This window comes from Gaetbulibacter jejuensis (genome assembly GCF_039524015.1).
Classification (GTDB): Bacteria; Bacteroidota; Bacteroidia; order Flavobacteriales; family Flavobacteriaceae; genus Gaetbulibacter_B; species Gaetbulibacter_B jejuensis.
Genome location: NZ_BAAAGF010000001.1, coordinates 161,251 through 185,276 on the forward strand (window position 1 = coordinate 161,251; position 24,026 = coordinate 185,276).

26 protein-coding genes are annotated in these 24,026 nt (G+C 33.0%); 16 read left to right on the forward strand and 10 right to left on the reverse strand.

What is annotated here, in order from left to right; translation table 11 throughout:
- Nucleotides 1-7 precede the first annotated feature (7 nt).
- Entirely contained in the window at nucleotides 8-2,050 is a 2,043-nt protein-coding gene (locus ABD011_RS00690) for a zinc-dependent metalloprotease (RefSeq protein ID WP_343795103.1), read from the reverse strand.
- Between the two features lie 202 nt (nucleotides 2,051-2,252).
- Here ABD011_RS00690 and ABD011_RS00695 point away from each other — a divergent pair, with 202 nt between their 5' ends.
- From ABD011_RS00695 to ABD011_RS00765, 15 genes are all read left to right on the forward strand, one after another.
- On the forward strand, nucleotides 2,253-3,173 hold the full coding sequence (locus ABD011_RS00695; protein WP_343795104.1) for a bifunctional riboflavin kinase/FAD synthetase: 921 nt from the start codon (nucleotides 2,253-2,255) through the stop codon (nucleotides 3,171-3,173).
- Complete coding sequence (locus ABD011_RS00700) at nucleotides 3,174-4,487, forward strand: HTTM domain-containing protein (protein WP_343795105.1); 1,314 nt, start codon at nucleotides 3,174-3,176, stop codon at nucleotides 4,485-4,487.
- A gap of 45 nt (nucleotides 4,488-4,532) precedes the next feature.
- On the forward strand, nucleotides 4,533-5,801 hold the full coding sequence (gene serS, locus ABD011_RS00705) for a serine--tRNA ligase (protein ID WP_335972637.1): 1,269 nt from the start codon (nucleotides 4,533-4,535) through the stop codon (nucleotides 5,799-5,801).
- Nucleotides 5,802-6,233: 432 nt separating this feature from the next.
- A complete protein-coding gene (locus ABD011_RS00710) occupies nucleotides 6,234-8,012 on the forward strand; it encodes a tetratricopeptide repeat protein (RefSeq protein WP_343795106.1) in 1,779 nt (592 codons plus the stop codon).
- 5 nt (nucleotides 8,013-8,017) lie between these two features.
- Nucleotides 8,018-8,527: a GNAT family N-acetyltransferase gene (locus ABD011_RS00715; protein WP_343795107.1), complete on the forward strand. Its 510-nt coding sequence runs from the start codon at nucleotides 8,018-8,020 to the stop codon at nucleotides 8,525-8,527.
- A 51-nt stretch (nucleotides 8,528-8,578) separates the two neighbouring features.
- Complete coding sequence (locus ABD011_RS00720) at nucleotides 8,579-8,902, forward strand: DUF4286 family protein (RefSeq protein WP_129760873.1); 324 nt, start codon at nucleotides 8,579-8,581, stop codon at nucleotides 8,900-8,902.
- A 4-nt stretch (nucleotides 8,903-8,906) separates the two neighbouring features.
- Complete coding sequence (gene rsmA, locus ABD011_RS00725; protein ID WP_343795108.1) at nucleotides 8,907-9,686, forward strand: 16S rRNA (adenine(1518)-N(6)/adenine(1519)-N(6))-dimethyltransferase RsmA; 780 nt, start codon at nucleotides 8,907-8,909, stop codon at nucleotides 9,684-9,686.
- Between the two features lie 42 nt (nucleotides 9,687-9,728).
- A complete protein-coding gene (gene mgtE / locus ABD011_RS00730) occupies nucleotides 9,729-11,099 on the forward strand; it encodes a magnesium transporter (RefSeq protein ID WP_343795109.1) in 1,371 nt (456 codons plus the stop codon).
- Nucleotides 11,100-11,102: 3 nt separating this feature from the next.
- Nucleotides 11,103-12,038 (forward strand): 2-hydroxyacid dehydrogenase, encoded by a 936-nt coding sequence (locus tag ABD011_RS00735; RefSeq protein ID WP_343795110.1) that lies wholly within the window; start codon nucleotides 11,103-11,105, stop codon nucleotides 12,036-12,038.
- A 9-nt stretch (nucleotides 12,039-12,047) separates the two neighbouring features.
- Complete coding sequence (locus ABD011_RS00740; protein WP_343795111.1) at nucleotides 12,048-12,458, forward strand: response regulator transcription factor; 411 nt, start codon at nucleotides 12,048-12,050, stop codon at nucleotides 12,456-12,458.
- A gap of 108 nt (nucleotides 12,459-12,566) precedes the next feature.
- Nucleotides 12,567-12,938: a VOC family protein gene (locus ABD011_RS00745; protein ID WP_343796763.1), complete on the forward strand. Its 372-nt coding sequence runs from the start codon at nucleotides 12,567-12,569 to the stop codon at nucleotides 12,936-12,938.
- A 34-nt stretch (nucleotides 12,939-12,972) separates the two neighbouring features.
- Nucleotides 12,973-13,482, forward strand: coding sequence for a DUF4199 domain-containing protein (locus ABD011_RS00750; protein WP_343795112.1), 510 nt, complete (start codon nucleotides 12,973-12,975; stop codon nucleotides 13,480-13,482).
- 6 nt (nucleotides 13,483-13,488) lie between these two features.
- Complete coding sequence (locus ABD011_RS00755) at nucleotides 13,489-13,947, forward strand: DUF1801 domain-containing protein (RefSeq protein WP_131508720.1); 459 nt, start codon at nucleotides 13,489-13,491, stop codon at nucleotides 13,945-13,947.
- A 1-nt stretch (nucleotide 13,948) separates the two neighbouring features.
- Nucleotides 13,949-14,335 (forward strand): VOC family protein, encoded by a 387-nt coding sequence (locus ABD011_RS00760; RefSeq protein ID WP_343795113.1) that lies wholly within the window; start codon nucleotides 13,949-13,951, stop codon nucleotides 14,333-14,335.
- A 55-nt stretch (nucleotides 14,336-14,390) separates the two neighbouring features.
- On the forward strand, nucleotides 14,391-14,855 hold the full coding sequence (locus ABD011_RS00765; protein WP_129760865.1) for a TM2 domain-containing protein: 465 nt from the start codon (nucleotides 14,391-14,393) through the stop codon (nucleotides 14,853-14,855).
- A 53-nt stretch (nucleotides 14,856-14,908) separates the two neighbouring features.
- On the opposite strand, the gene arsB is transcribed toward ABD011_RS00765, so the two are convergent.
- The 8 genes from arsB to ABD011_RS00805 all read right to left on the reverse strand — a co-directional run bounded on the left by arsB (nucleotide 14,909) and on the right by ABD011_RS00805 (nucleotide 22,279).
- Nucleotides 14,909-15,943, reverse strand: a complete 1,035-nt coding sequence (arsB, locus tag ABD011_RS00770; RefSeq protein WP_129760864.1) for an ACR3 family arsenite efflux transporter — start codon at nucleotides 15,941-15,943, stop codon at nucleotides 14,909-14,911.
- Nucleotides 15,944-15,945: 2 nt separating this feature from the next.
- Entirely contained in the window at nucleotides 15,946-16,557 is a 612-nt protein-coding gene (locus tag ABD011_RS00775; protein ID WP_343795114.1) for a low molecular weight phosphatase family protein, read from the reverse strand.
- 216 nt (nucleotides 16,558-16,773) lie between these two features.
- Nucleotides 16,774-17,241, reverse strand: a complete 468-nt coding sequence (locus ABD011_RS00780; RefSeq protein WP_343795115.1) for a DUF6428 family protein — start codon at nucleotides 17,239-17,241, stop codon at nucleotides 16,774-16,776.
- Between the two features lie 48 nt (nucleotides 17,242-17,289).
- On the reverse strand, nucleotides 17,290-17,622 hold the full coding sequence (locus ABD011_RS00785; RefSeq protein ID WP_129760861.1) for an ArsR/SmtB family transcription factor: 333 nt from the start codon (nucleotides 17,620-17,622) through the stop codon (nucleotides 17,290-17,292).
- A gap of 64 nt (nucleotides 17,623-17,686) precedes the next feature.
- A complete protein-coding gene (locus ABD011_RS00790) occupies nucleotides 17,687-18,706 on the reverse strand; it encodes a carboxypeptidase-like regulatory domain-containing protein (protein ID WP_343795116.1) in 1,020 nt (339 codons plus the stop codon).
- A complete protein-coding gene (locus ABD011_RS00795; protein ID WP_343795117.1) occupies nucleotides 18,693-20,525 on the reverse strand; it encodes a GNAT family N-acyltransferase in 1,833 nt (610 codons plus the stop codon). The genes ABD011_RS00790 and ABD011_RS00795 overlap by 14 nt, the downstream gene beginning before the upstream one ends.
- A gap of 22 nt (nucleotides 20,526-20,547) precedes the next feature.
- Complete coding sequence (locus tag ABD011_RS00800) at nucleotides 20,548-21,798, reverse strand: aspartate kinase (RefSeq protein WP_343795118.1); 1,251 nt, start codon at nucleotides 21,796-21,798, stop codon at nucleotides 20,548-20,550.
- A gap of 1 nt (nucleotide 21,799) precedes the next feature.
- Nucleotides 21,800-22,279: a GNAT family N-acetyltransferase gene (locus ABD011_RS00805; protein ID WP_335972670.1), complete on the reverse strand. Its 480-nt coding sequence runs from the start codon at nucleotides 22,277-22,279 to the stop codon at nucleotides 21,800-21,802.
- A gap of 122 nt (nucleotides 22,280-22,401) precedes the next feature.
- On the opposite strand from ABD011_RS00805, the gene fbp reads away from it, so the two are divergent.
- On the forward strand, nucleotides 22,402-23,412 hold the full coding sequence (gene fbp / locus ABD011_RS00810) for a class 1 fructose-bisphosphatase (protein ID WP_343795119.1): 1,011 nt from the start codon (nucleotides 22,402-22,404) through the stop codon (nucleotides 23,410-23,412).
- Between the two features lie 55 nt (nucleotides 23,413-23,467).
- On the opposite strand, the gene ABD011_RS00815 is transcribed toward fbp, so the two are convergent.
- Entirely contained in the window at nucleotides 23,468-23,899 is a 432-nt protein-coding gene (locus ABD011_RS00815) for a tellurite resistance TerB family protein (protein WP_129760855.1), read from the reverse strand.
- Between the last annotated feature and the right edge of the window lie 127 nt (nucleotides 23,900-24,026).

The window sequence follows — 24,026 nt, forward strand, 5'->3', positions numbered from 1 at the left end:
AAAATTATTATTCTACAATAATCTTTTTAGTTATTTTCTTAGCTCCATCACTTACGGTTACTAAGTACATACCTGCCTCTACACTATTAAGTTTAATAGATTGACAGAAATCTGAATTATTTCTAGAATAAGAATTGTTAAATATTTTTCTTCCTCTAATATCAAAAACATCAACAGCGATATCGTTTCCTGAGTTTGAGTTTAATTTAATAGTAAACTCACCATTGTTTGGATTAGGGAAAATTGAGAACTCATTAGCTGAAAACTCATCTACGCTAAGTTGTTGTTCTGAACAAATTTCAATTGACCAATTATTTAATGTGCCCTCATCTCCTGCAAAATAGTCTAACATAATCAATGTCCAATCTCCTTGAGATTCTAACCCAGAAAAAGCACTTAATGCTTGAGCAGGCTGAAAAGTTCCTACAGTAGGAGAACCACAAGTAATAGCACTAGCTTCATCGTCAAAAGTCACATCAAAGTCATCGTTATTACCACAGTTTAAATTCCATAGATAGATAAAATCTGTTTGATTAGGGTGAAGTAAAACAGCTCTTACATCAGAAACATAAGTATGAGAAACATTTACATTCACTGTCATACTTTCTATTAATCCTGAATCAGGAATATTAATTACATGCTCTAAAATTGGTTGACCAGCCGAACCACCAGCACCATCTGTTATTGTTAAATTCAAGTTTGGAGCTGACTCATATGTATTACACTGTATTTCTGTACAATTATTATTTAAAACAACGTCAAAACTCTTAGTTACTGAACTAGAAGTTCCCGTAACAGTTATTGTATAATCTCCTTGAGCAGTCATTCCTAAGTTACCAATAGTCATAGTAAAACTTCCATTACTATTTAATGACGTTGGACTAAAGGCTACACTTGCTCCAGCAGGAACGCCAGAAGCAGAAAAAGTTGTAGTCTCATTAAAATCTAAAATTGTTGAATAATTAAACGTAAATACAGCTTCTGTGTCTGTATTTGGACAACTGAATATTTCATTATCTGTTGTTGCTAAATTAAAACCTGGTGTAGCTGGCTCACAAACTCCTGGTTTTATTTGAGATGCTAAAACACTTGAAACATATGCATCAACAACATTCATTTGATCTGGTGTAAACATATACATACAAGCATCGTTAACATAATCCATATAATTCATCGTTAATGAATATTGACCTGGTGTACAAGCATTCACTGATCCAGCTGGTGGACAGTTATAAGATTCTGTGTCAATATTTGGCGTATCGGCAAGCCCATCATCACCTGTACATGTAAAGTCCGCAAATGTATGATTTAGATTATAAAAATGCCCTAACTCATGCGTCACTGTTCTACCAAGATTAAAAGGTGCTCCAGGTACAATTCCAGAACCAGGACAACCAGATCCAGTTCCAAAAGTACTAAGATTCATTACAACAGCTCCTCCATTTTCAATACTACCTCCTAATGGTGAATACCCAAGAGTTGTACCATCTAATGGTTTGATCAGAAAATTCATATATCCAGCCCAATTAGAGTCTAACTCTGGAAATCCAGAACCATTTGCAAAGTTATAACCAATAGTAACAGCTGGCTCTCCTTCAAGTAATTCTGGGTCAACTCCAACAGGGTGATCGGAAACTGCTAAACAAAAAGAAATATTTGCCACTCCAGGTTGTAATCCTGGATAAAACGGACTTGCTGCAGTCCAATTAGAAATGTCAGCATTCATTGCTGTATAGTCAGCATTTAAAACATCTACCTGACTTTGAGCCAATGCAACAAGACAGTCTCTATCTGCCTCATTTCCTGTTGGAAAGTGAACAGCTACAGGTATAACTATTGAAGCTCCTCTAGCACTATAGTCTCCATTAGCTCTTCTAGCAAGCTCTGCTTGAAATTTCTTTTGATTTTCTTCATATTTTTTAGCTAACTCAGGGTTTTTGAGCATTTCTTCCATATACTCATCCACTCCACAAGTCCTTTGTTGAGAGTAGCTATTAGCAACGCATATTAGCATAAGCATTGCAAAAAGGGATTTAATAGTAAAGTTCATTTTCATATAAATTGTATTAATTAAAAAAGGATAATATCTATAAACATCCTCCAAATTTAATCAAAATCAATTGTTATATTAAGTTTTCTTTAACAAAATGTGATTTTTTAACATAAATAAACTCTAATATTTGTGAAGTTATTACCTTTTAAGCCTTCCTTTTTATTTCAATGCTTATTAGCTATTTTTACAAAAAAATCTTTTGAAAATATATAATTCCCTAACTTCCTATTCTAAAGCGCCATCAGTACTTACTATTGGTACTTTTGATGGTGTCCATTTAGGACATCAAAAAATAATTAATAGGTTAATAACTGTTGCAAAAGAAAAAAAACTAGAATCTTCATTGCTAACATTCTTTCCGCATCCTAGAATGGTATTGCAAACTCATGCTGATATTAAATTGTTGAATACTATTGATGAGCGCAAAACTATTTTGTCTCAAATTGGTATTGATAATCTTATTATAAAAAAGTTTACTCAAGATTTTTCTAGACTATCAGCTAACGATTATGTAAAGCATATTTTAGTTGATGAATTAAACGTTAAACACGTTATCATTGGTTACGACCATAGGTTTGGAAGAAATAGAAGCGCAAACATTGAAGACCTAAAAGGTTATGGTGCTCAATTTGATTTTGAAGTAGAAGAAATTTCTGTTAAAGACATTGAAGATGTTGCTATTAGTTCAACTAAAATTAGAAATGCCTTAAATAATGGTGATGTTAAAACCGCAAATACGTATTTAGGTTACAATTACTTTTTATCAGGTAACGTTGTAAAAGGAAAACAAATTGGTAGTAAAATAGGATTTCCTACTGCTAATGTTAAAATACCTGAAGATTATAAACTCATCCCAAAAAATGGTGCTTATGTAGTGCAATCTAATATTAACAACACTACAGTTTATGGGATGATGAATATTGGAACCAATCCTACTGTTAATGGAAAAACGCAATCTATTGAAGTACACTTTTTCAATTTTAATGAAGATATTTATGACACTTCAATACAAGTGGAATTAATTGACAGACTTAGAGACGAGCAAAAATTTGATTCGGTTGAATTACTTAAAGAACAACTCAACAAAGACAAAGAAAAAGCATTAACTTTATTTAACTAGATGAACAGGTTTTTATTTAAACATATTGACAACAGTGCATTAATTGTATTCCGAATTATTTTTGGACTACTTATTTTCTTAGAAAGTGTTGGAGCCATCTTTACTGGTTGGGTAAAACGAACGCTTATTGAACCCGAATTCACTTTTACATTTATAGGGTTTGAATGGTTACAGCCTTTACCAGGAAACTGGATGTATCTCTATTATGCTATTATGGGAATATTTGGCCTTTTTGTAATGATAGGTTATAAATACAGATGGAGCATGTTTGCATTTACCATCATGTGGTCTGCCACTTACTTTATGCAAAAATCGTCTTATAACAATCACTACTACTTATTAATGTTATTGAGTGCCATAATGGTGTTTCAACCTGCGCACACTTACCTTTCGGTTGATGCCAAACAAACCCCAAAATTAAAAAGAGGCTCAATGCCACAGTGGTGCAAATATGTATTTGTTATTCAGCTCTTTATTGTATACACATACGCCTCAATTGCCAAGATATATCCTGATTGGTTAAACACCACTACTATTGAACTCATGATGAAAGCCAAACAACATTTTGTTTTAGTTGGTGATATTTTACAATACAAGTGGTTACACTATATGCTGGCTTATGGAGGCATTTTGTTTGACGGACTTATCATTCCGTTGTTACTATGGAAAAGAACAAGAAAATTTGCGTTTATCATTTCTATTTTCTTTCATCTGTTCAATTCATTCATTTTTCATGTAGGTATATTTCCATATTTATCTTTAGCCTTTATTTTATTCTTTTTTGAGCCTAAAACCATTCAAAATATATTCTTAAAAAAGAAACCGTTTTATAATGAAGCTGAAGTTATCATCCCTAAAGGAAATCAATTTTATGTAGGGTTATTTTCAGTGTATTTTATTATTCAAGTACTATTACCTATTCGTCATCATTTTATTCAAGATAATGTGCTTTGGACCGAAGAAGGTCACAGACTGTCATGGCGAATGATGCTGCGCTCAAAAAGTGGGTTTTGCACTTATAAAGTCATTGACAAAAACACTAACAATGTATTACCTGTTAAATTAAACGACTATTTAACCCGAAAACAACAACGAGGTGCAACCACCAAACCAGATGTCATCTGGCAATTTGCACAACATTTAAAACAAGATTTTGCAAAAAAAGGATTTGACGTGCAAGTCTTTGTAAACTGTAGCATAAGCGTAAATGGAAGACCAAGACAACAGCTTATAGATCCTAATATTGACCTTGCCAATGTAAAATGGGATGTTTTTAAACACAGCTCGTGGATTTTACCTTCAAAACTCAATTAAATGTTTTGGCAATTCATTAAATTTGTCGCTTAAATTTTTCACACTATGTTACAAGTCCCTTTTATTAGAGAAAACAAAGAGTTGGTTATTGAGCGTTTAGCAAAACGTAATATTGATGCTGAACAATCTATAAACGATGTTATTACTTTAGATGAAGACCGAAGAAATCTTCAAGCAACTTTAGATAACTTAAAAGCTGAATCTAATAGTATCTCCAAAGAAATAGGGAACTTGTTTAAAGCTGGAAAAGCACAAGAAGCCAATGCTTTAAAAGAAAAAACAACTCAACTTAAAGAAGACACTAAACAATTAGAGCAAGAGCTTAATGATAAAGCAGAAGCACTAAACGCGCTTTTATACCAACTACCTAACGTACCTCACCAAAGTGTTCCTAAAGGAAATACCGATGAGGATAACGAAGAAGTGTATAGAGAAGGTGATATTCCAAAATTAGTTGATGGTGCATTACCACATTGGGAATTAGCTAAAAAGTATGACATTATCGATTTTGAATTAGGTAATAAAATTACTGGAGCAGGATTTCCTGTGTATAAAGGTAAAGGTGCAAGATTACAACGTGCCCTAATTGCTTACTTTTTAGATAAAAATACCGAAGCAGGTTATACAGAGTTCCAGTTACCTCATTTGGTTAATGAAGCGTCTGGTTTTGGAACAGGACAGTTGCCAGATAAAGAAGGGCAAATGTACCACGTTACTGGTGACAATTTATATTTAATTCCAACTGCTGAAGTTCCTGGAACCAATTTATTTAGAGACACCTTACTTAACGAAAGCGATTTACCAATTGGTATTACAGGCTACACACCTTGCTTTCGTCGTGAAGCAGGAAGTTATGGCGCACACGTTAGAGGGTTAAATCGACTACATCAATTTGATAAAGTTGAAATTCTACGTGTTGAACATCCTGAGCGTTCTTATACAGCTCTAGACGAAATGGTAGAGCATGTAAAAACCATTTTAAAAGAACTGAAATTACCTTACAGAATTTTACGTTTATGTGGTGGGGACTTAGGATTTACATCTGCATTAACCTACGATTTTGAAGTATTCTCAACTGCTCAAGACCGTTGGTTAGAGATTTCTTCAGTATCAAATTTTGAAACCTTTCAAGCAAACCGCTTAAAATTACGTTTTAAAAATTCTGAAGGTAAAAATGAATTAGCACATACCCTAAATGGAAGCTCATTGGCTCTACCAAGAGTGCTTGCAGGAATTTTAGAAAACTACCAAACTGAAGATGGTATAAAAATCCCTGATGTTCTAGTTCCTTATACTGGATTTGATAAAATCTAAAATCTGTAGTATTTTTTCTACAAATTTCGATAAAACGCTAAAAAAAGACGTTGTTTAACGAATTTTTAGCGTTTTCTTTTGTTTTTTCATAAAATTTTTTGATGTTAGTAAAGTATTAAAAGCTAACCTACTTATGAAAAATATCAAACGCATTATAATACTGGTTTCACTGGTCGTTATGGTCAGTAAAATTTTCTTTTAGAATATACCTTTGGTTAACAATAAAAAATGCCAGAGCAGAATAACTGAATCATTTTTTAAAATAATGGTTAATAGCACATTTATTTTGGTTGGTAATGCCTAAACTTGCGTTTAGGCATTTTTTTTATCAAAACATTTACAATATCCAAAGCTAGCATTTGTTATATTTACTAAATAATCGAAATAAGCGCACCAAAACCTGTATTTAGGTTGTTTATTTAAATTAGCTTTATGAAGAGGATATTAATAACTTTTGCCCTAATACTGTGTAGCACTTTAATGCTTGCCCAAAGTGAGCAGTTGGCAAGTGATTATTTTAAACGTGGTGAATTTGAAAAAGCCCTTATTGAATACCAAAAATTATATACTGAAAAACCAAGCACAACTTACCTTTACAAAATAGTTGAAACATTACAACAGCTAGAGCGCTATACCGAAGTTCAAAACCTATTGCTCCAACGTTTAGAGAAAAGTACTTTTCCAACCCTTATGGTTGAATTGGGTTACAACTATCAACTACAAGACAGTATAGAAATTGCAAAAAAATATTATAACGATGCGCTTTTAAAAATCGATGAAAAACCTATTTATACAAGTAGTATTGCTAGACAATTTGAAAATCATTCCCTTTTAGATTATGCCATTTCTGCCTATAAAAAAGGTGCTGAACTTAATCCTAAACAAAACTATAACATTCAGCTGGCACGAATTTATGGTGAGCAAGGTAATGTGGAACAAATGTTTTCTAACTATATAGATTATATAGAAACCAACCCTAGCTTTTTAAATAACTCAAAGCGTGCTTTTAGCGATTTTGTTTCAGAAAACAGCGAAAACGAAAACAACATTTTCTTAAAACGGTTATTACTAAAAAAACTGCAAACCAACCCTGATGTGTATTGGTATGAGCTACTGAGCTGGTTGTTTGTTCAAGAAAAAGAGTATAACAAATCCTTTACTCAAGAGAAAGCCCTTTATAGAAGAAATCCTGAAAGTCTAGACCGAATTATTGAACTTGCACTTACAACTCTAGACGAAAAACAATACAGCATTGCAACCGAAATATTCAATTTTGTATTAGAAAATTCACAAGATATTTCTAGTCTTTTAAGAGCACATCAATTTTTATTGGAGATAGAAACTATAAATGCTACTAAAAAAGATTTTAATGCGATAAACGATAAGTATCTAGCGCTTTTTAATCAATATGGCAGGTATGAGCAAACTCTTTCTTTACAAATTGCCTATGGCGATTTTTTGGCGTTTCACTTACACAAACCTGAAGATGCAAGCAAATTCTTAAAAGAAACTTTAAACCTTAATGTTTCCGACTTTCAAAAGGCTACTGTAAAGCTAAAACTTGGTGATGTTTTGGTGTATCAAGAAAAATTTAATGAAGCGCTTATTTACTATTCACAAATACAAGCCAATTTAAAAAACAGTACCATCTCGCAAGATGCACGTTTTAAAGTTGCCAAAACTAGTTATTATAAAGGTGATTTTGACTGGGCTGAATCGCAACTTAAAATATTAAAATCATCAACATCGCAGCTTATTGCTAATGATGCTTTGGATTTAAAACTACTTATTTCTGACAATAAATATGAAGATTCTTTACACGTAGCGTTAAAGCTTTATGCAAAAGCAGACCTTATGGCATTTCAAAATAAAACTGATCAAGCCATAACGCTTTTAGACAAGATTCTTACAGAGCATGAAGGTGAAAACATCGAAGGTCAAGCTTTGTTAATGCAAGCACAACTTTTCGAAAAAAAGAAACAGTATGAAAAAGCAACGGTTAACTATCAAAAAATTATAACAGACTTTAGTGACAGTATTTTAATTGACGATGCTTACTATTTTTTAGCTGAACTTTACAATAACATTTTAGGCGAACCCGAAGAAGCTAAAGCACTTTACGAAAAAATCATATTCAATCATCAAGACAGTATTTATTTTGTTGAAGCCAGGAAAAACTTCAGGATGCTACGTGGTGATACTATAAACTAAATTTTATGTTTGTTGAAACCAACCGTCTTCAGCTTTCTAAAATCACTTTAGAAGATGCTCCTTTTATTTTAGAACTCATGAATTCCCCTCATTGGTTGAAATATATTGGTGACCGAAATGTGAGAACTGTTGCTCAAGCTGAAGACTATTTAAAAGAACGAACCCTAAAAAGTTACGACACTCACGGATTTGGGTTTTATAAAATTCAACTAAAAGATGAAAATCTAAAATCAATTGGTACCTGTGGTTTGGTAAAACGTGATGAGTTAGAATATGTCGATATTGGTTTTTCGCTACTACCTAATTATGAAGGTAAAGGTTATGGGTTTGAAGCGTCTTCTGAAATTATAAAACTTGCCAAAGACCAATTCAAACTAAAAAAAATAACAGCAATCACATTGCCTACTAATGCAAATTCAATTAAACTATTAGAAAAATTAGGTTTATCTTATGAAAAAAGAGTAAAACCTTTTGAAGATGATGAAGAACTCCTGTTATTTGCAAAAACACTATAATAAAAGTTTTGTCTTTCCGTAACCAGTTCGGAATCCATTAAAATAACAACCATGATAATATACAACGTAACCGTTAATATTGACGAAAGCATACATGAAGAGTGGCTCAATTGGATAAAAAACCACATTGCATTGGTTTTGGCAACAGGTCATTTCACTGAAGCTAAGTTAACCAAAGTACTTATTGAAGAAGAAATGGGAGGCACAACCTACTCCATTCAATATCGTGCAAAATCAAGAACCGATTTAGAAGACTATTACAACAATCATGCTGATGCTTTACGTCAAGACGGACTTAAACGATTTGCAGATAAAATGTTAGCATTTAGAACCGAATTAGAAGTAATCGACGAATTTTCAGTAAGCTTTAATTAATACTATGTCAGTAAAAGCAAAAAAACATTTAGGACAACATTTTTTAACCGACGAATCTATTGCTGAAAAAATAGCTGATAGTTTATCGCTTAAAGGCTATAAACATGTTTTAGAAATTGGTCCAGGAATGGGCGTACTCACTAAATATTTGCTCAAAAAAGACATCACTACCCACGTTATTGAAATTGATACCGAATCGGTTGAATACCTTAAAGCCAATTACCTAAATCTTGCTGATAGAGTTATAGAACAAGACTTTTTAAAGTACGATATCACACAAGTTTTTGGCGAGCAGCCTTTTGCTATCATAGGTAATTACCCATATAATATTTCATCACAAATTGTATTCAAAACTTTAGAAATGCGCGACCAAATTCCTGAGTTTTCAGGGATGTTTCAAAAAGAAGTTGCGCAACGTATTTGTTCTAAAGAAGGTAGTAAAGTATACGGTATTTTATCTGTTTTAACACAAGCATTTTACGATGCAGAATATTTATTTACAGTTCCACCTTCGGTGTTTAATCCACCACCAAAAGTAGATTCTGGTGTACTTTTATTAACAAGAAAAGAAAACTACTCCTTACCATGTGACGAAACCTTATTTTTCAAGGTTGTAAAACAAGGATTTCAACAACGTCGAAAAACACTTCGTAACAGTTTAAAAACATTCAATTTGTCAGATAATTTAAAAGCAAATGTTATATTTGGCAAACGTCCAGAGCAGTTAAGCGTTGAAGAATTTATAACTCTCACGCAATTAATTGAAAACGACACTCAAGAATAACACAATTTGTCACTTCAACAGTGTGCAACGACAAGAAATTTTATGCAAGAGGAAAAAGAGCACATACAATTTGAACTAACAGATGAACTCATCGAGCAAGTAGAAGTTCTTATCGAAGAGAAAAACGATAAGGAACTCAACACGCTTTTTAGTGAGTTTCACTATGCTGATATTGCCGAAGTTTTAGACGAACTAGATCTAGAAGATGCGACTTATGTCATAAAACTTCTTGATTCTGAAACCACTTCGGATGTGTTAATGGAGCTCGATGAAGACAATCGAGAAAAAGTCCTAAAAAATCTTTCTGCTAAAGAAATTGCCGACGAAATTGAAGAGTTGGATACTGATGATGCAGCAGATATTATTGCCGAACTTCCAGAAGAACGTCAAGCCGAAGTAATTTCAAACATTGAAGACCAAGAGCATAAAGCCGAAATTGAAGAGCTTTTGGCTTATGACGAAGATACAGCTGGTGGACTCATGGCAAAAGAGCTTGTAAAAGTGTATGAAACCTGGACTGTTGCTGGATGCTTACGTCGCATTCGTGGACAAGCCAAAGAGGTTACAAGAGTACACTCAATATACGTTGTAAACAAACAAGACAAGCTTATTGGCAGACTTTCACTTAAAGATTTAATTGTTGCTAAAAGTGATCAAAAAATAGCCGATATCTCTAACAGCAGTGTGGATTGGGTTCATGTGCAAGACGATGTTGAAGATGTGGCAAGAGTTATGGCAAAATACGATTTGGAAGCGATTCCTGTTGTAGATGACAACCAAACACTTTTAGGTAGAATTACTATTGATGATATTGTTGACGTTTTAAAAGAAGAAGCCGATAAAGATTACCAGTTAGCTGCAGGTATTTCTCAAGATGTAGACTCTGATGATAGCGTTTGGAAGCTTACCAGAGCACGTATACCTTGGTTATTTTTAGGACTTATTGGTGGTGTTGGAGCCTTTTTAATTATGGAAGGTTTTCACGAAGCGTTTTCAAAATATGCAATCCTATTCTTTTTCACACCACTTATTGCAGCAATGGCTGGTAATGTTGGTGTACAATCTAGTGCAATTATTGTGCAAGGTTTAGCAAATGATGATATAAAAGGAAGTATTAACAGTCGTTTAATGAAAGAAATGCTTTTAGCTGCTCTTAATGGAATTATTTTGGCTATTTTCTTATTTCTTTTTGTTTGGGCAACCCAACAAGATGCCGCAACTGCTTTTGCTATTTCAATTTCGTTAGTTGTAGTAATTATAGTAGCTGGTTTAATAGGAACTTTTGTACCATTATTCCTTGACAAACGTGGTATTGATCCTGCTATTGCAACAGGACCTTTTATCACTACCAGCAATGATATTTTTGGAATCTTAATTTACTTTACCATAGCTAAACTTATTTTAGGGATTTAACTTATGAAAGTCCTACATCTAGATACCAATCACGAGCTTCTCATTAATCAACTTAATGCATTAGGGTTTACAAATCATGAAGATTACACCTCATCAAAAACTGATGTTGAAGCAAAAATTCATGAGTATGATGGTATTGTAATAAGAAGTCGTTTTACTATAGACAAGCAGTTTCTTGATGCTGCCACAAACTTAAAGTTTATAGGTCGTGTTGGTGCTGGTTTAGAAAACATAGATTGTGATTATGCCGAAAGTAAAGGCATTTATTTAATTTCAGCACCAGAAGGTAACCGCAATGCTGTTGGCGAACACGCTTTAGGAATGTTACTTTCCTTATTCAACAATCTCAATAAAGCTGATAACGAAGTACGACATGGTCAATGGTTACGTGAAGCCAACAGAGGTATTGAGCTAGATGGCAAAACCATTGGACTTATTGGTTATGGCAACATGGGAAAAGCCTTTGCTAAAAAACTTCGTGGTTTTGATGTTGAAGTTCTTTGCTATGATATAAAACCTAATGTTGGCGACGATAACTGCAAACAAGTACCTCTTGAAACTTTACAAAAAAACGCTGATGTTTTAAGTTTACACACACCACAAACACCACTAACGCTCAATATGGTTAATGCTGATTTTATTAACGGGTTTCAAAAACCATTTTGGCTCATTAATACAGCTCGCGGAAAAAGTGTTGTCACTACCGATTTGGTTTCAGCTTTAAAAAGTGGTAAAATTTTAGGTGCTGGATTAGACGTTTTAGAATATGAAAAAGCCTCTTTTGAAAGCCTATTTTCTTCTGATATGCCAGAGGCATTTCAATACATCATTCAAGCTGAAAATGTATTACTAACACCTCATGTAGCTGGTTGGACAGTTGAAAGCAAAGAGAAACTAGCGCAAACCATCGTTGATAAAATTAAAACTAGATTTTGTTAACTTTCAACTATGAAAAAAACAATAGCTGTTTTTGCTGGTTTAATTTTTGCCTTATTACTACTTTTTCAGGTTAGCAAATACGCTATCATATCTGGAAATGTAAACATAGAAATTATAATTGCTGCTATTGCGATTGTTTTCCTAATTGTTGGTATTTACCTCAACAAAAAAAGCCTTCAAAAAGAAACCGTTGACACGACCGAAATTGATCACAATAAAATAAAGGATTTAGATATTACTGAGCGAGAATATGAGGTACTTCAACATATTGCTCAAGGGTTATCAAACAAAGAAATTGCCGAGACATTATTCCTATCAGAAAGCACAATAAAAACGCATGTGTCTAACTTATTGGTTAAACTAAATGCCAAAAGACGCACACAAGCACTTCAAGTTGCAAAAGAACTTCAAATACTATAAAATTATGTATTTTAGACCAAAGTACTAACGGTTTGGTACTTTAGTATGAGTCTATTTTTAAAGGCTTCTCGTAGTTTTGTATCAATAATTAATCAATACCACACAATTATGGAATTAGGCGCATTTTCAATTAGTTTAAGCGTAAAAGACATTACTGTTTCAAAAGCATTTTATGAAAATTTAGGATTCACCGTTTTTGCTGGTGATTTAGAAAAAAACTACCTTATCATGAAAAATGGAAATGCATTAGTTGGACTGTTCCAAGGCATGTTTGAAAACAACATACTTACCTTTAATCCTGGTTGGGACGAAAACGCAAAAACATTAGATGCGTTTACTGATGTTAGGCAAATTCAGCAGCATTTAAAAAGTAAAAACATAGCGTTGCAAAGTGAAGCAGACGAGACAACTTCAGGGCCTGCAAGTTTGGTTGTAACCGATCCTGATGGTAATACCATATTAATTGATCAACATATTTAAACTCTTTTTTTAACTCTTAAAACTAACTAACAACATGAAAAAAACTGTATTAAAATATGGAGGCTACGGACTTATAACTGCCGCTGTTTTATTCTTTTTAGCATTAACCTTTGGTAAAAACTTAAGCTATTCGGCTCAAGAAGTTATTGGTTATACGTCAATGATTGCTTCATTATCATTTATATTTTTTGGGATAAAACACTATCGCGACAAAGTAAATAATGGTGCTGTAAGTTTTGGAAAAGCTTTAGTTATTGGCTTATTAATTTCAGCTTTAACAGGACTTGGAATTGCTATGGTAGATTACATTTATACAACCGTAATTAATCCTGATTTTGCTTCAGAATATTTAGAAGTCACTTTAAAAACTTATGAAAGCACCTACTCTGGTGCAGAACTAGAAGCTAAAAAAGCAGAACTCACAAAACAAATGCAAGATTATGGTGGTTCTGGGTTTATGGCAGCCTTAATGTTTGTAACCGTTGTATTAATTGGGTTTGTACTATCTTTAATATCTGCTTTAATTTTACAACGAAAAAAATAAATTATTATGCAATACAAAGCATCATCTCCCGAAGATTATATAAGTCAAGTTCCAGAAGAACGTCAAGATGTTTTAAAAACATTACGCAAAACCATTAAAGCCAACTTACCAAAAGGCTTTGAAGAAGGCATTCAATATGGTATGATAGGCTATTATGTGCCACATAGTAAATATCCTGATGGTTACCATTGCACACCAGAAGAACCACTACCATTCATGAGTTTTGCTTCACAAAAAAATTCAATAAATCTTTACCATAGTGGTATTTATGCTGTACCAGAAATACACGATTGGTTTGTAAACGAATACCCAAAATACAGTAAGTACAAGCTAGACATGGGAAAAAGTTGCGTGCGTTTTAAGCGTATTAATGATATTCCAATGGAATTAATTGCTGAACTCTGCACTAAACTAACTCCAGATCAATGGATAGACATATACGAAACCAACCTTAAAAAGAAATAAAATGAAAAAACGCGTTACAGGCATTGGCGGATTGTTCTTTAAAACAAAAGATCCAAAAGCAACAAAAGACTGGTACAAAAAGCATTTAGGGTTTAACACCGATGATTATGGCTGCACCTTTTGGTGGAAAGATAAAGAAGGTAACGATTGCTCAACACAATGGAGTCCATTTACTGAAGACACAGCGTATTATCAGCCTTCAAAAAAAGATTTTATGTTTAATTATCGCGTAGAAAATCTTGAAGAATTACTAAGAACATTAAAAGACGAAGGTGTTACCATTATTGGAGAAATGGAAGAATACAGCTACGGAAAATTTGGTTGGATTATGGATAACGATGGCAACAAAATTGAACTTTGGGAACCCATTGATAAAGCTTTTTTGTAAACCATTATATTTTTTTGTTACCTTTAGACTTCTAACCATATAAACAAATTTACAAATGTCAGATGAAAAAAATTTAAGCGACGACCTTAACGATATGTTAGACGACGCAAAAGATGGTGCAAAAAAAGCAGCAGACAAAGCAGAAGATATTGCTGATGACGCTAAAGAAAAAGCAAAAGAATTTGCTAGCGAAGCAAAAGAAACTGCAAAAGAATTTTCTGATGGAGCCAAAGAAGCTTTTGGTAAAGCATCAGGAGATAACAAAAAACTACTAGCTGGTATTTTAGGTATCATTTTTGGAGGCTTAGGTGTTCATAAATTTATTCTAGGTTACAACAAAGAAGGAGGAATCCTTTTAGGTGTTTGGCTATTAGGAGCAATACTATCTTGTGTAGGTATTGGTATTTTAATCGTTTGGATTCCTGGAATTATAGGTTTAATTGAAGGTATTATTTACCTTACAAAATCTGACGAAGAATTCTATAACACTTACCAAGTGGGTAAAAAACCTTGGTTTTAATCATACCTTAAAAAAACAAAAAGCCGCAAACAGTGTTTGCGGCTTTTTTTATTCTAAAAATATTTTTTTCTGAGCCAAAAGGCTACTTTAACTAATAATATTAATGCAGGAACTTCAACTAATGGACCTATAACACCTGCAAATGCTTGACCAGAGTTTAGCCCAAACACTGCAATAGCAACAGCAATTGCTAATTCAAAATTATTACCTGCTGCTGTAAAAGCCACAGCTGTGGTTTTATTATAATCTGCTCCCATTGCTTTTGTTACAAAAAAGCCAATAATGAACATTATGGTAAAATACAATAGCAACGGAATAGCTATAATAACAACATCCATAGGGATTTCAACAATCAGTTCTCCTTTTAAAGAAAACATAACTATAATTGTAAATAATAATGCGATTAAGGTTAGTGGTGAAATTTTAGGGATAAATGTATTATTATACCAATCTTCTCCTTTGAGCTTTACTAAAATTAATCTACTTAAAATTCCTAAAACAAAAGGTAAACCAAGATAAATTGCTACACTTTCAGCAATTGTAGCTATTGATATGTCTACAATAGCTCCTTCAAATCCAAAATATGGTGGTAATACAGTTATAAATATCCAAGCATAAAAACTATAGGCAAACACCTGAAAAATACTATTTAAGGCTACTAATCCTGCTCCATACTCGCTACTACCCTCTGCAAGGTCATTCCAAACTAAAACCATAGCAATACAACGTGCTAACCCAATTAGTATTAACCCAACCATATATTCAGGATAGTCTTGTAAAAAGATAATGGCTAAGGCAAACATTAACACAGGACCAATAATCCAATTGAGTACCAAAGAAATGGATAGAATCTTCACATTTTTAAACACCTTTGGTAACAGTGCATAGTTAACTTTTGCTAATGGAGGATACATCATTACAATCAACCCAATAGCTATGGGAATGTTAGTAGCTCCACTACTCATAGTATTTATACGCTCAGGAATTGTTGGCACAAAGTATCCTAAAGCAACACCTAATGCCATGGCTAAGAAAATCCAAAGGGTTAAGTTTTTGTCTAAAAAGCTAAGTGATTTTTTTGCACTCATGATTATTGATTTACATTAGAAAACACATAAAATAACTCTGCTGCTATTTGCAAACTACGCTCTTTATATTTTGCTTCTTGTTCTGGAGTACCATCAAAAGCTTTAGGGTCTTCAAAAGTAATAGGAATACGTTTCTCAGCTCCTGGCACAAAAGGACAGCCTTCATCGGCTTGCGAGCAAGTCATTATTGCTGCAAAACCCGAAGTTGGATTAAAAGTATTATCCATACGCTTAGAAAAGCCAATGATAGGTTGCGCATTTTCAGCATATTTAATGGCATATACAGGATTTTCTGCTTCAGATAATTTTTGAATTTCAAAACCTGATTGCTCTAATACGTTTACAACCATAGGAAACAATGCAGTAACTTCTGTTCCTCCTGAATAGCAGGTTACTGTATGAAAACCGAAATGTTGAGCTATAGCTTGCGACCAAATTTGTGCTAAATGACTTCTTCGGGAATTATGGGTGCAAATAAAATTAATATTAACAGGTTGTCCATTATCAATTTTACTTTGAATAAACGCTACAAGTGGTTGCAGTGTTTCTTTTCGGTCTTCTGAAATTGAATTTGTTTTTAAACTTTCAATTACTGAGGTTAGTTTTTCAAACATAACTAAATTTTAAAAAGTTAAATCATTGTGCATTTTGAGAATAAATTTGTCAATTCGAGTGATTTTTTGAAACAAAGTGATAAAAATCGTATCGAGAATAGAATTTAAGCTTCTAAAAACTTGTTCTCGATACAAAATTCTTTTAGAATTTCACTCGAACTGACAATTTTTCTGAAAAAATTCTCAAAAGGCACAACAGGTAAAATTATTATTGTATTAGCAACAATTACCATCAGGTGAGCAACATGGTTCGTTACTTAAATCGGCTAGTTTTAGTTTTGGTTTTTTTACAGGAATTCCACAATTGTCTTTTGCTAAACAATCAGTCTGCTTTGTGGTTAATAAAAAGTGGGTACCATCAAACTCTAACCCATATTTTTGAATAGACTCTCCTTGATATTCTACTTCAATGTCTAAATCTTCCAAGCCTAGTTTAGCTTCAGAAAGTTCTAGAATATGGATTAACTTTTCTGGATGCAGTCTGTGATTATAATCATTTGCACTCCACAGCTGTAAACTTATAACGCTCTCGTTACGTAGTGTGCCTCCACAATCGATAAACTTTTTATCAATTTGCCCTACTTCAGTCACATGAAAATGACTTGGTACTAAACTACCATTTGGCAGTTGAAATGCAATCTGCTGTAATGGTTTTAAATTTGTTTTTAATTCTGACAGTTTCATTTTAATATTGTTTTATTGCGATATTACGATTAATTGAAATAAATTTTTTTAGCAGCAATTAGATGCATCATCCATATCTTGATCTAAGAACTCTGCAAGTAATTGCTTCATTTGGCTCCAATTATTAGTATCAATACAGTAACACACACTTGTGCCTTCAATTGTGCCTTTAATTAAACCTAATTGTTTTAGTTCTTTTAAATGTTGAGAAATGGTAGGTTGCGCTAAACCTATTTCGTTTACCAAGTCACCACAAACACAGCTATTGGTTTTAAATAGGTATTCTAAAATAGCTACACGAGCAGGATGCCCAAAAGCCTTAGCTAATTGTGCTATTTGGTTCTGCTTATCTGTAAATATTTCTGACTTTGTTAAACCCATCGTTTTATTTATTCATTGCAATATTACGATAAATGTCTTTTGTGAGCAAATTTTTGCATTAAAATTATTCAGATAACATAAAATCGAAAGGTAAAGAGTCTCCAATACGTTGGTTACCCATATGACCTCCAAAAAGCACTTGATGTATTGGAGAGTGATTACCATATTGATCTATGATAAACTCATCAACCCTCGACTCTATTGCAGATTGTTCGTTATCATACAAAATGCTTAGTTTATTCAATAATTTAACTCCTACAGCTTTACTGCTATCTATTTGTTTTACATTGATGTATCGATAAGGGTTGACTTTAAATCCACCACTAAAAATTTGATAACCTTCTTCTTCAAGTTGTTTTTTAGAAAGTGCTCTCATAAAGTGAAGCACTGAACCTTTATAAGCTTTATTCCTAGATTTAGTAGTTTTTTTAGAATTGGATTCTTCCAACTCTTTATAAAAAGATGTACCAGTATAAATTACTGAATTGATGAAAAAACGGTCTCGCTTAATGTTGATATGATGATAACTTATATCAAAATCCTTAATTTCAAAAGACACCAAATATTGTAATTTTTCATTCTCAATTAAAATAGGTTTTTTAGAACTTGCGCTTAAGGTTTGAGTTTTCTTATTATATCTTAAAATAAGGTCTTCTTCATTAAGTATTGTGCACGATTTGGCATTATCAGAAAACCCTAAAAATTGCTGTCTAAACTGTTGTAGTTTTAGTTCTTTTGGCATTCCATCATCTGTAGTAATCACAACCTCATCTAAAGCATCAATATCTTCTTGAAGCAACACTTTGTAAAACTTACCAACTTGATAATTGGTTATAATCATTCGCTTATAACCTAAAAAAGAAATAACTAAAGGCGAGGTAATTCCTTCATGATACTCAATACTAAATTCACCTTTATCATTAGTAGAAGTGCCAATTGTAGTGTTGTCAAAATATATAGCTGCACTTTCTATAGGTTGGTTTGTAGCTTGGTCTAAAACAAGTCCGCTTATGGTTTGAGAACAAACAGCAAAATAGCTTAAAAACAAAAGTCCTGTTAAGACAATGTGTTTAAGCTTCGCCATTGTTTTCAGTGAGTTTACGCTCTAATTCAGCCTGAAATTCTTCCATTACAGGTTTTACTGTGCTTTCAGGTAAATCGGCAATTTTTATGTACATCAAGCCATCAACCGAGTTATTAAACAACGGATCCACATTAAAAGCAATTAACCTTGCATTTTGTTTAATATACTTTTTAAGTAGAACTGGTAGTCTAAGTGCTCCTGGTTCAACCTCGTCAATAATTTTATCAAATTTATTTAAGTCGGCTTCGGTTTCATCAAACACAAAATCCTTATCAGCATCTTTAAGTTTTACCTTAAACTCTTTTTTAGGGTGGACGTATTGCGCTAAATATGGATCGTAATAATGCGATTTCATAAACTCAATCATTAACGACTTTGAGAAGTTTGAAAACTGATTACTAATACTAACACCTCCTATTAAATACTTATGCTCAGGATGCCTTAACGTAGTGTGTACAATACCTTTCCAAAGTAAAAACAGAGGCATTGGCTTTTGTTGATATTCTTTAATAATGAAGGCTCTTCCCATTTCAATAGATTCGCTCATCATTTTATAAAGTTCGGGTTCAAATCTAAATAAATCTTGAAGGTAAAATCCATCTATACCATAGCTTTCATAAATTTTAGAGCCTAATCCCATACGATACGCTCCAGCAATGACTTTTGCCTCATCGTCCCATAAAAACATGTGGTGGTAATAAGTGTCAAAAGTATCTAAATCAATAGCTTCATTAGTACCTTCTCCTACTTCTCTAAAAGTAATTTCTCGCAAACGACCTATCTCTCTAAGTATATTTGGGATATCTTTTGCTTGAGCCAAAAACACTTCGTAATTTTTACTTTGTAGCAATCTTAAATCGTTATATCGTAAGGTTTCCACCTCTTTTATCATTACGTCCGAAGCAATAGGAGTTACAATACGTTTTGGTGGTTTTGGCACTTTTAACGTTGAAGATATGTTGCTTAATAAATTTCCTTTTTCATCAAAGGAATTAGAAAGCATATAGGTTTTTCTTCGTATAAATTCAGAAAACTCTTCGAGTGTTTTATGCTCTTTTTGATCGCTTAATGTTATAGGACGACCAATCCTCACTTTAATTGTTCTTCGTTTTTGGGTTAACAATTCAGAAGGTAACTTAGCAGTTCTAAAGGTGTCGCTTATTTTAGACAGTTTGTAAAACAACTGACTGTTTTTTGCATGAAAATATATAGGTACAATTGGCACTTCAGCTTTTTGAATCAGCTTCATTGCTGCTTCTTCCCAAGGTCTATCTACAACCAACTTCCCATCTCTGTAAGTAGATACTTCTCCTGCAGGAAATACACCAAGTGGATGTCCATCCTTTAAATGCATAATAGCATTTTTAAATCCTGTAATGCTAGACTTGGCATCTTTTCTATCCTCAAACGGATTTACAGGCATAATGTAAGGTTTTAAAGGCTCAATTCTGTGTAATAAAAAATTGGCTATAATTTTAAAATCCTCACGTTGTTCTAGCATTAATTTAAGCAACAAAATACCATCAATACCACCTAGCGGATGGTTAGAAACCGTTATATAAGCCCCATCTTTAGGCAATCGTTTTAAGTCTTCTTCAGGAATTTCAAACTTAATTTGAAACTCTTCTAAAATACCGTCTAAAAACTCAAGCTTTTCAAGGTGCTTGTTTCGGTTGTAAATCTTATTGAGTGTGGAAATCTTTAAGGTCTTCATTAGCAACCAACCTACAAATGTTCCTATAAATCCATACTTATCCATTTGTATGGCTTTAGCGACTTCTTTAGCTGTTACTAATCCAGATTTTGGTTGCTTGGTCATACTTACAAATGTAATAAAATGTTTATTTAGTAACTATTTGAACGGTTTCTTGTGTTAATTGCTTTAATAACACCTCTTTATCTTGCTCCAATTGGTTAATTGCAACCTCATTATAATGCCTGATGGTGTATAAAGATACGTTTTCGGTACAATTAACTTTAAATTTTGCTTTTAAATGCTGCAATAAGGTTTCTAGGTTGCGATAGCCATCATCAACGCACACCGAAAAACTAATAGCAGAGTTTTGTATGACATCTACTTTCATTTTGTACTGATGCAATAAATTGAATATATCACTGATATTTTCTTCTACGATATAAGAAAAATCTAATGATGATAACGAAATGAGCACTTGCCCTTTTTTAACAATAAAACACGGAGTATTAGGCTCAATACCACTGGTTTTGCATACTGTGGTTCCGTTGTTATTTGGATTTAAAAACGACTTTACATGTAAAGGAATTTCCTTTCGCTGTAATGGTTGTAAGGTTTTTGGGTGAATTACTGAAGCTCCATAAAACGCTAGCTCAATAGCTTCTTTATAGGAAATGGTATTGAGTAGCTGTGCGTTTTCAAAATAACGAGGATCAGCATTTAAAACTCCTGATACGTCTTTCCAGATGGTAACACTTTCAGCATTTAAACAATAGGCAAAAATAGCTGCTGTGTAATCGCTTCCTTCTCGACCTAAAGTTGTCGTAAAATTGTTGGCATCGCTACCTAAAAATCCTTGTGTAATGTTTAAGACATTGTTTTGAAACTGTTTTGTAATATTGGTTTGAGTCGCTTCCCAATCAACATTAGCTCTTCTATAATAGTTATCCGTTTTTATGTAGTCGCGAACATCTAACCAAGTGTTTTTAATCCCTGAAGCATTTAAGTATTCGCCAACAATTGTGGTAGAAACCAACTCGCCATAACCTATAGTTTGATCGTACACAAAGTTGTAGTCTGGAGATTTATTTCTATCAAAAAACAATGATAATTCATCAAATAGGTTTGCTACTTTTTTAAAAACAACATGTTGTTCATTATCAAACAAATCTAAAAGTATAGCATTGTGAAATTTTCGAACATCTTGAATAGAACTTTGTAACTCACTAGGATTATTAAAGTAATTGCCAATAACTACTTCTAAAGCATTAGTGGTTTTTCCCATTGCTGATATAACTACCAGCGTATTTTTATAACCTACATTTTGTAATACTTTTACTAGGTTTTTAACACCTTCAGCATCTTTTACTGATGCTCCTCCAAACTTAAATACCTGCATGCTATAGTTTTGAAATATAATTTTTAATGGCTTGTTCATCTAGATGTACTACGTCCCAATCTCTCATTACATTCGCTCCTTTTTTTTCATAAAAATCAATTGCAGGCTCATTCCAATCTAGCACCTCCCAACTCACACGTTTTACATTTAACTTTTGACCATATTTAACCACTTCATCCAGCAACGCTCCTCCTAAACCATAACCTCTTTTATCTTGCTTTACTATTAAATCTTCAAGGTGCAAAACTTTACCTTTCCATGTTGAAAATCGAGTGTACACCAATGCTATACCAGCAATATTTTTTTCTGCTTCAGCTACAAAACAATGAAACGAAGGTTGGTTGCCAAAGCCGTAATTTTCAAGATCGTTAACCGTTATTTCAACAGCATCAGGTTCTTTTTCATAAACCGCTAATTCGTTTATGAGCTCAAGTACTTGAGGCATATCAGTTTTATTTGCAGATCGAATAGTAAATTCCATAACCTAATTTTTGATACTCAAAGATAACCTAAACTTAAGGATTATATTATATAAACTTACACGAAAACGTTGTAGTTATCGTAAAAAATAAGATATTTGTACAAACAATCAACACACACTTCATGTCTCAAAAAAATCAAACTTTAGGAGAATTTATTATTGAAAACCAAGCTTCATTTAAATACTCTTCAGGAGAACTTTCAAGATTAATTAACTCCGTAAGATTAGCTGCTAAAGTTGTAAACCATGAAGTAAACAAAGCTGGTTTGGTTGATATTATTGGAGCTGCTGGCGAAACAAATATTCAAGGTGAAGATCAACAAAAACTAGATGTGTATGCCAATGAAAAATTTATCCAAACCTTAACCAATAGAAATATTGTTTGTGGTATTGCCAGTGAAGAGGAAGATGACTATGTATCTATAAACAGTCAGGATGAAAACAACCAAAACAAGTATGTGGTTTTAATCGATCCTCTTGATGGTTCTTCAAATATTGATGTTAATGTTTCTGTAGGTACTATTTTTTCGGTTTACAGACGTATTACTCCTGTTGGAACTCCTGTAACCATTGACGATTTTCTTCAAAAAGGAAGTCAGCAAGTTGCAGCTGGATATGTGGTTTATGGTACTTCAACCATGTTGGTTTACACTACAGGTGATGGCGTTAATGGCTTTACTTTAAACCCAGCAATTGGTACATTTTATTTATCGCATCCAAACATGCAATTTCCACTTGATGGTAGAATTTACTCTGTTAACGAAGGAAATTATATTCACTTCCCTCAAGGCATTAAAAACTACATCAAATACTGCCAAATGGAAGAAGGCGACAGACCTTACACTAGTAGATATATTGGTTCTTTAGTTTCTGATTTTCATAGAAACATGATTAAAGGTGGCATTTACATGTATCCTAAAAGTTCTAAAAACTCAAACGGAAAACTACGCTTACTCTATGAATGTAACCCAATGGCTTTTTTAGCTGAACAAGCTAACGGGAAAGCAAGTGATGGTTTTAATAGAATTATGGACATTGAACCAACTGAACTCCACCAACGTGTACCGTTTATATGTGGTAGTAAAAACATGGTTGAAAAAGCCGAAGAATTTATGAGGAATGCTGAAAATTAAACATAAAAAAAGCGAACAAAATTGTTCGCTTTTCTTTTTTTATAACTACTGAATATTATCTATTCATTGTTTTAATTTCATCCATAAAAGTATCAATATCAACACCTTCATGTACTAAGCTTAACGCTTTATCGGTAACATACTTAGCGTTGTCTGCTCTAAATCCAAGACCAACACAAAGTTTTTCAAGCATAATAACCTGATCTTCTGTTTCCATATGGTCAACCCATACCATACGTGCCAAATCGTACAAACGCTCTAAACGTCTATCGTAAGATGTTGGAGGGTTAATAGGATGCGTTTTATAGTCTTTTAATATTTGCTTATAATCGCTATCACTAATATCTAAATTTCTAGCTAATCTATCTAAAAAAGCACGTTCTCCATCAGTGATAATTCCGTCACTCATTGCAACTCTTACTATGGCTGCAAAATGGTCTTCATTACGTTTTCTAAAACCACTATCAAATAAATCTGAAATTGACATATATTCTTGTTTTTTAAAGTCGTGCAAACCTACATATTATTTTTCTTTTTTTAATCATAAAAGACTAATAAAAAGGTTGACTTCTTCCTTAATTTTAAATAAAATACACTTAGAGTAAATATACTAT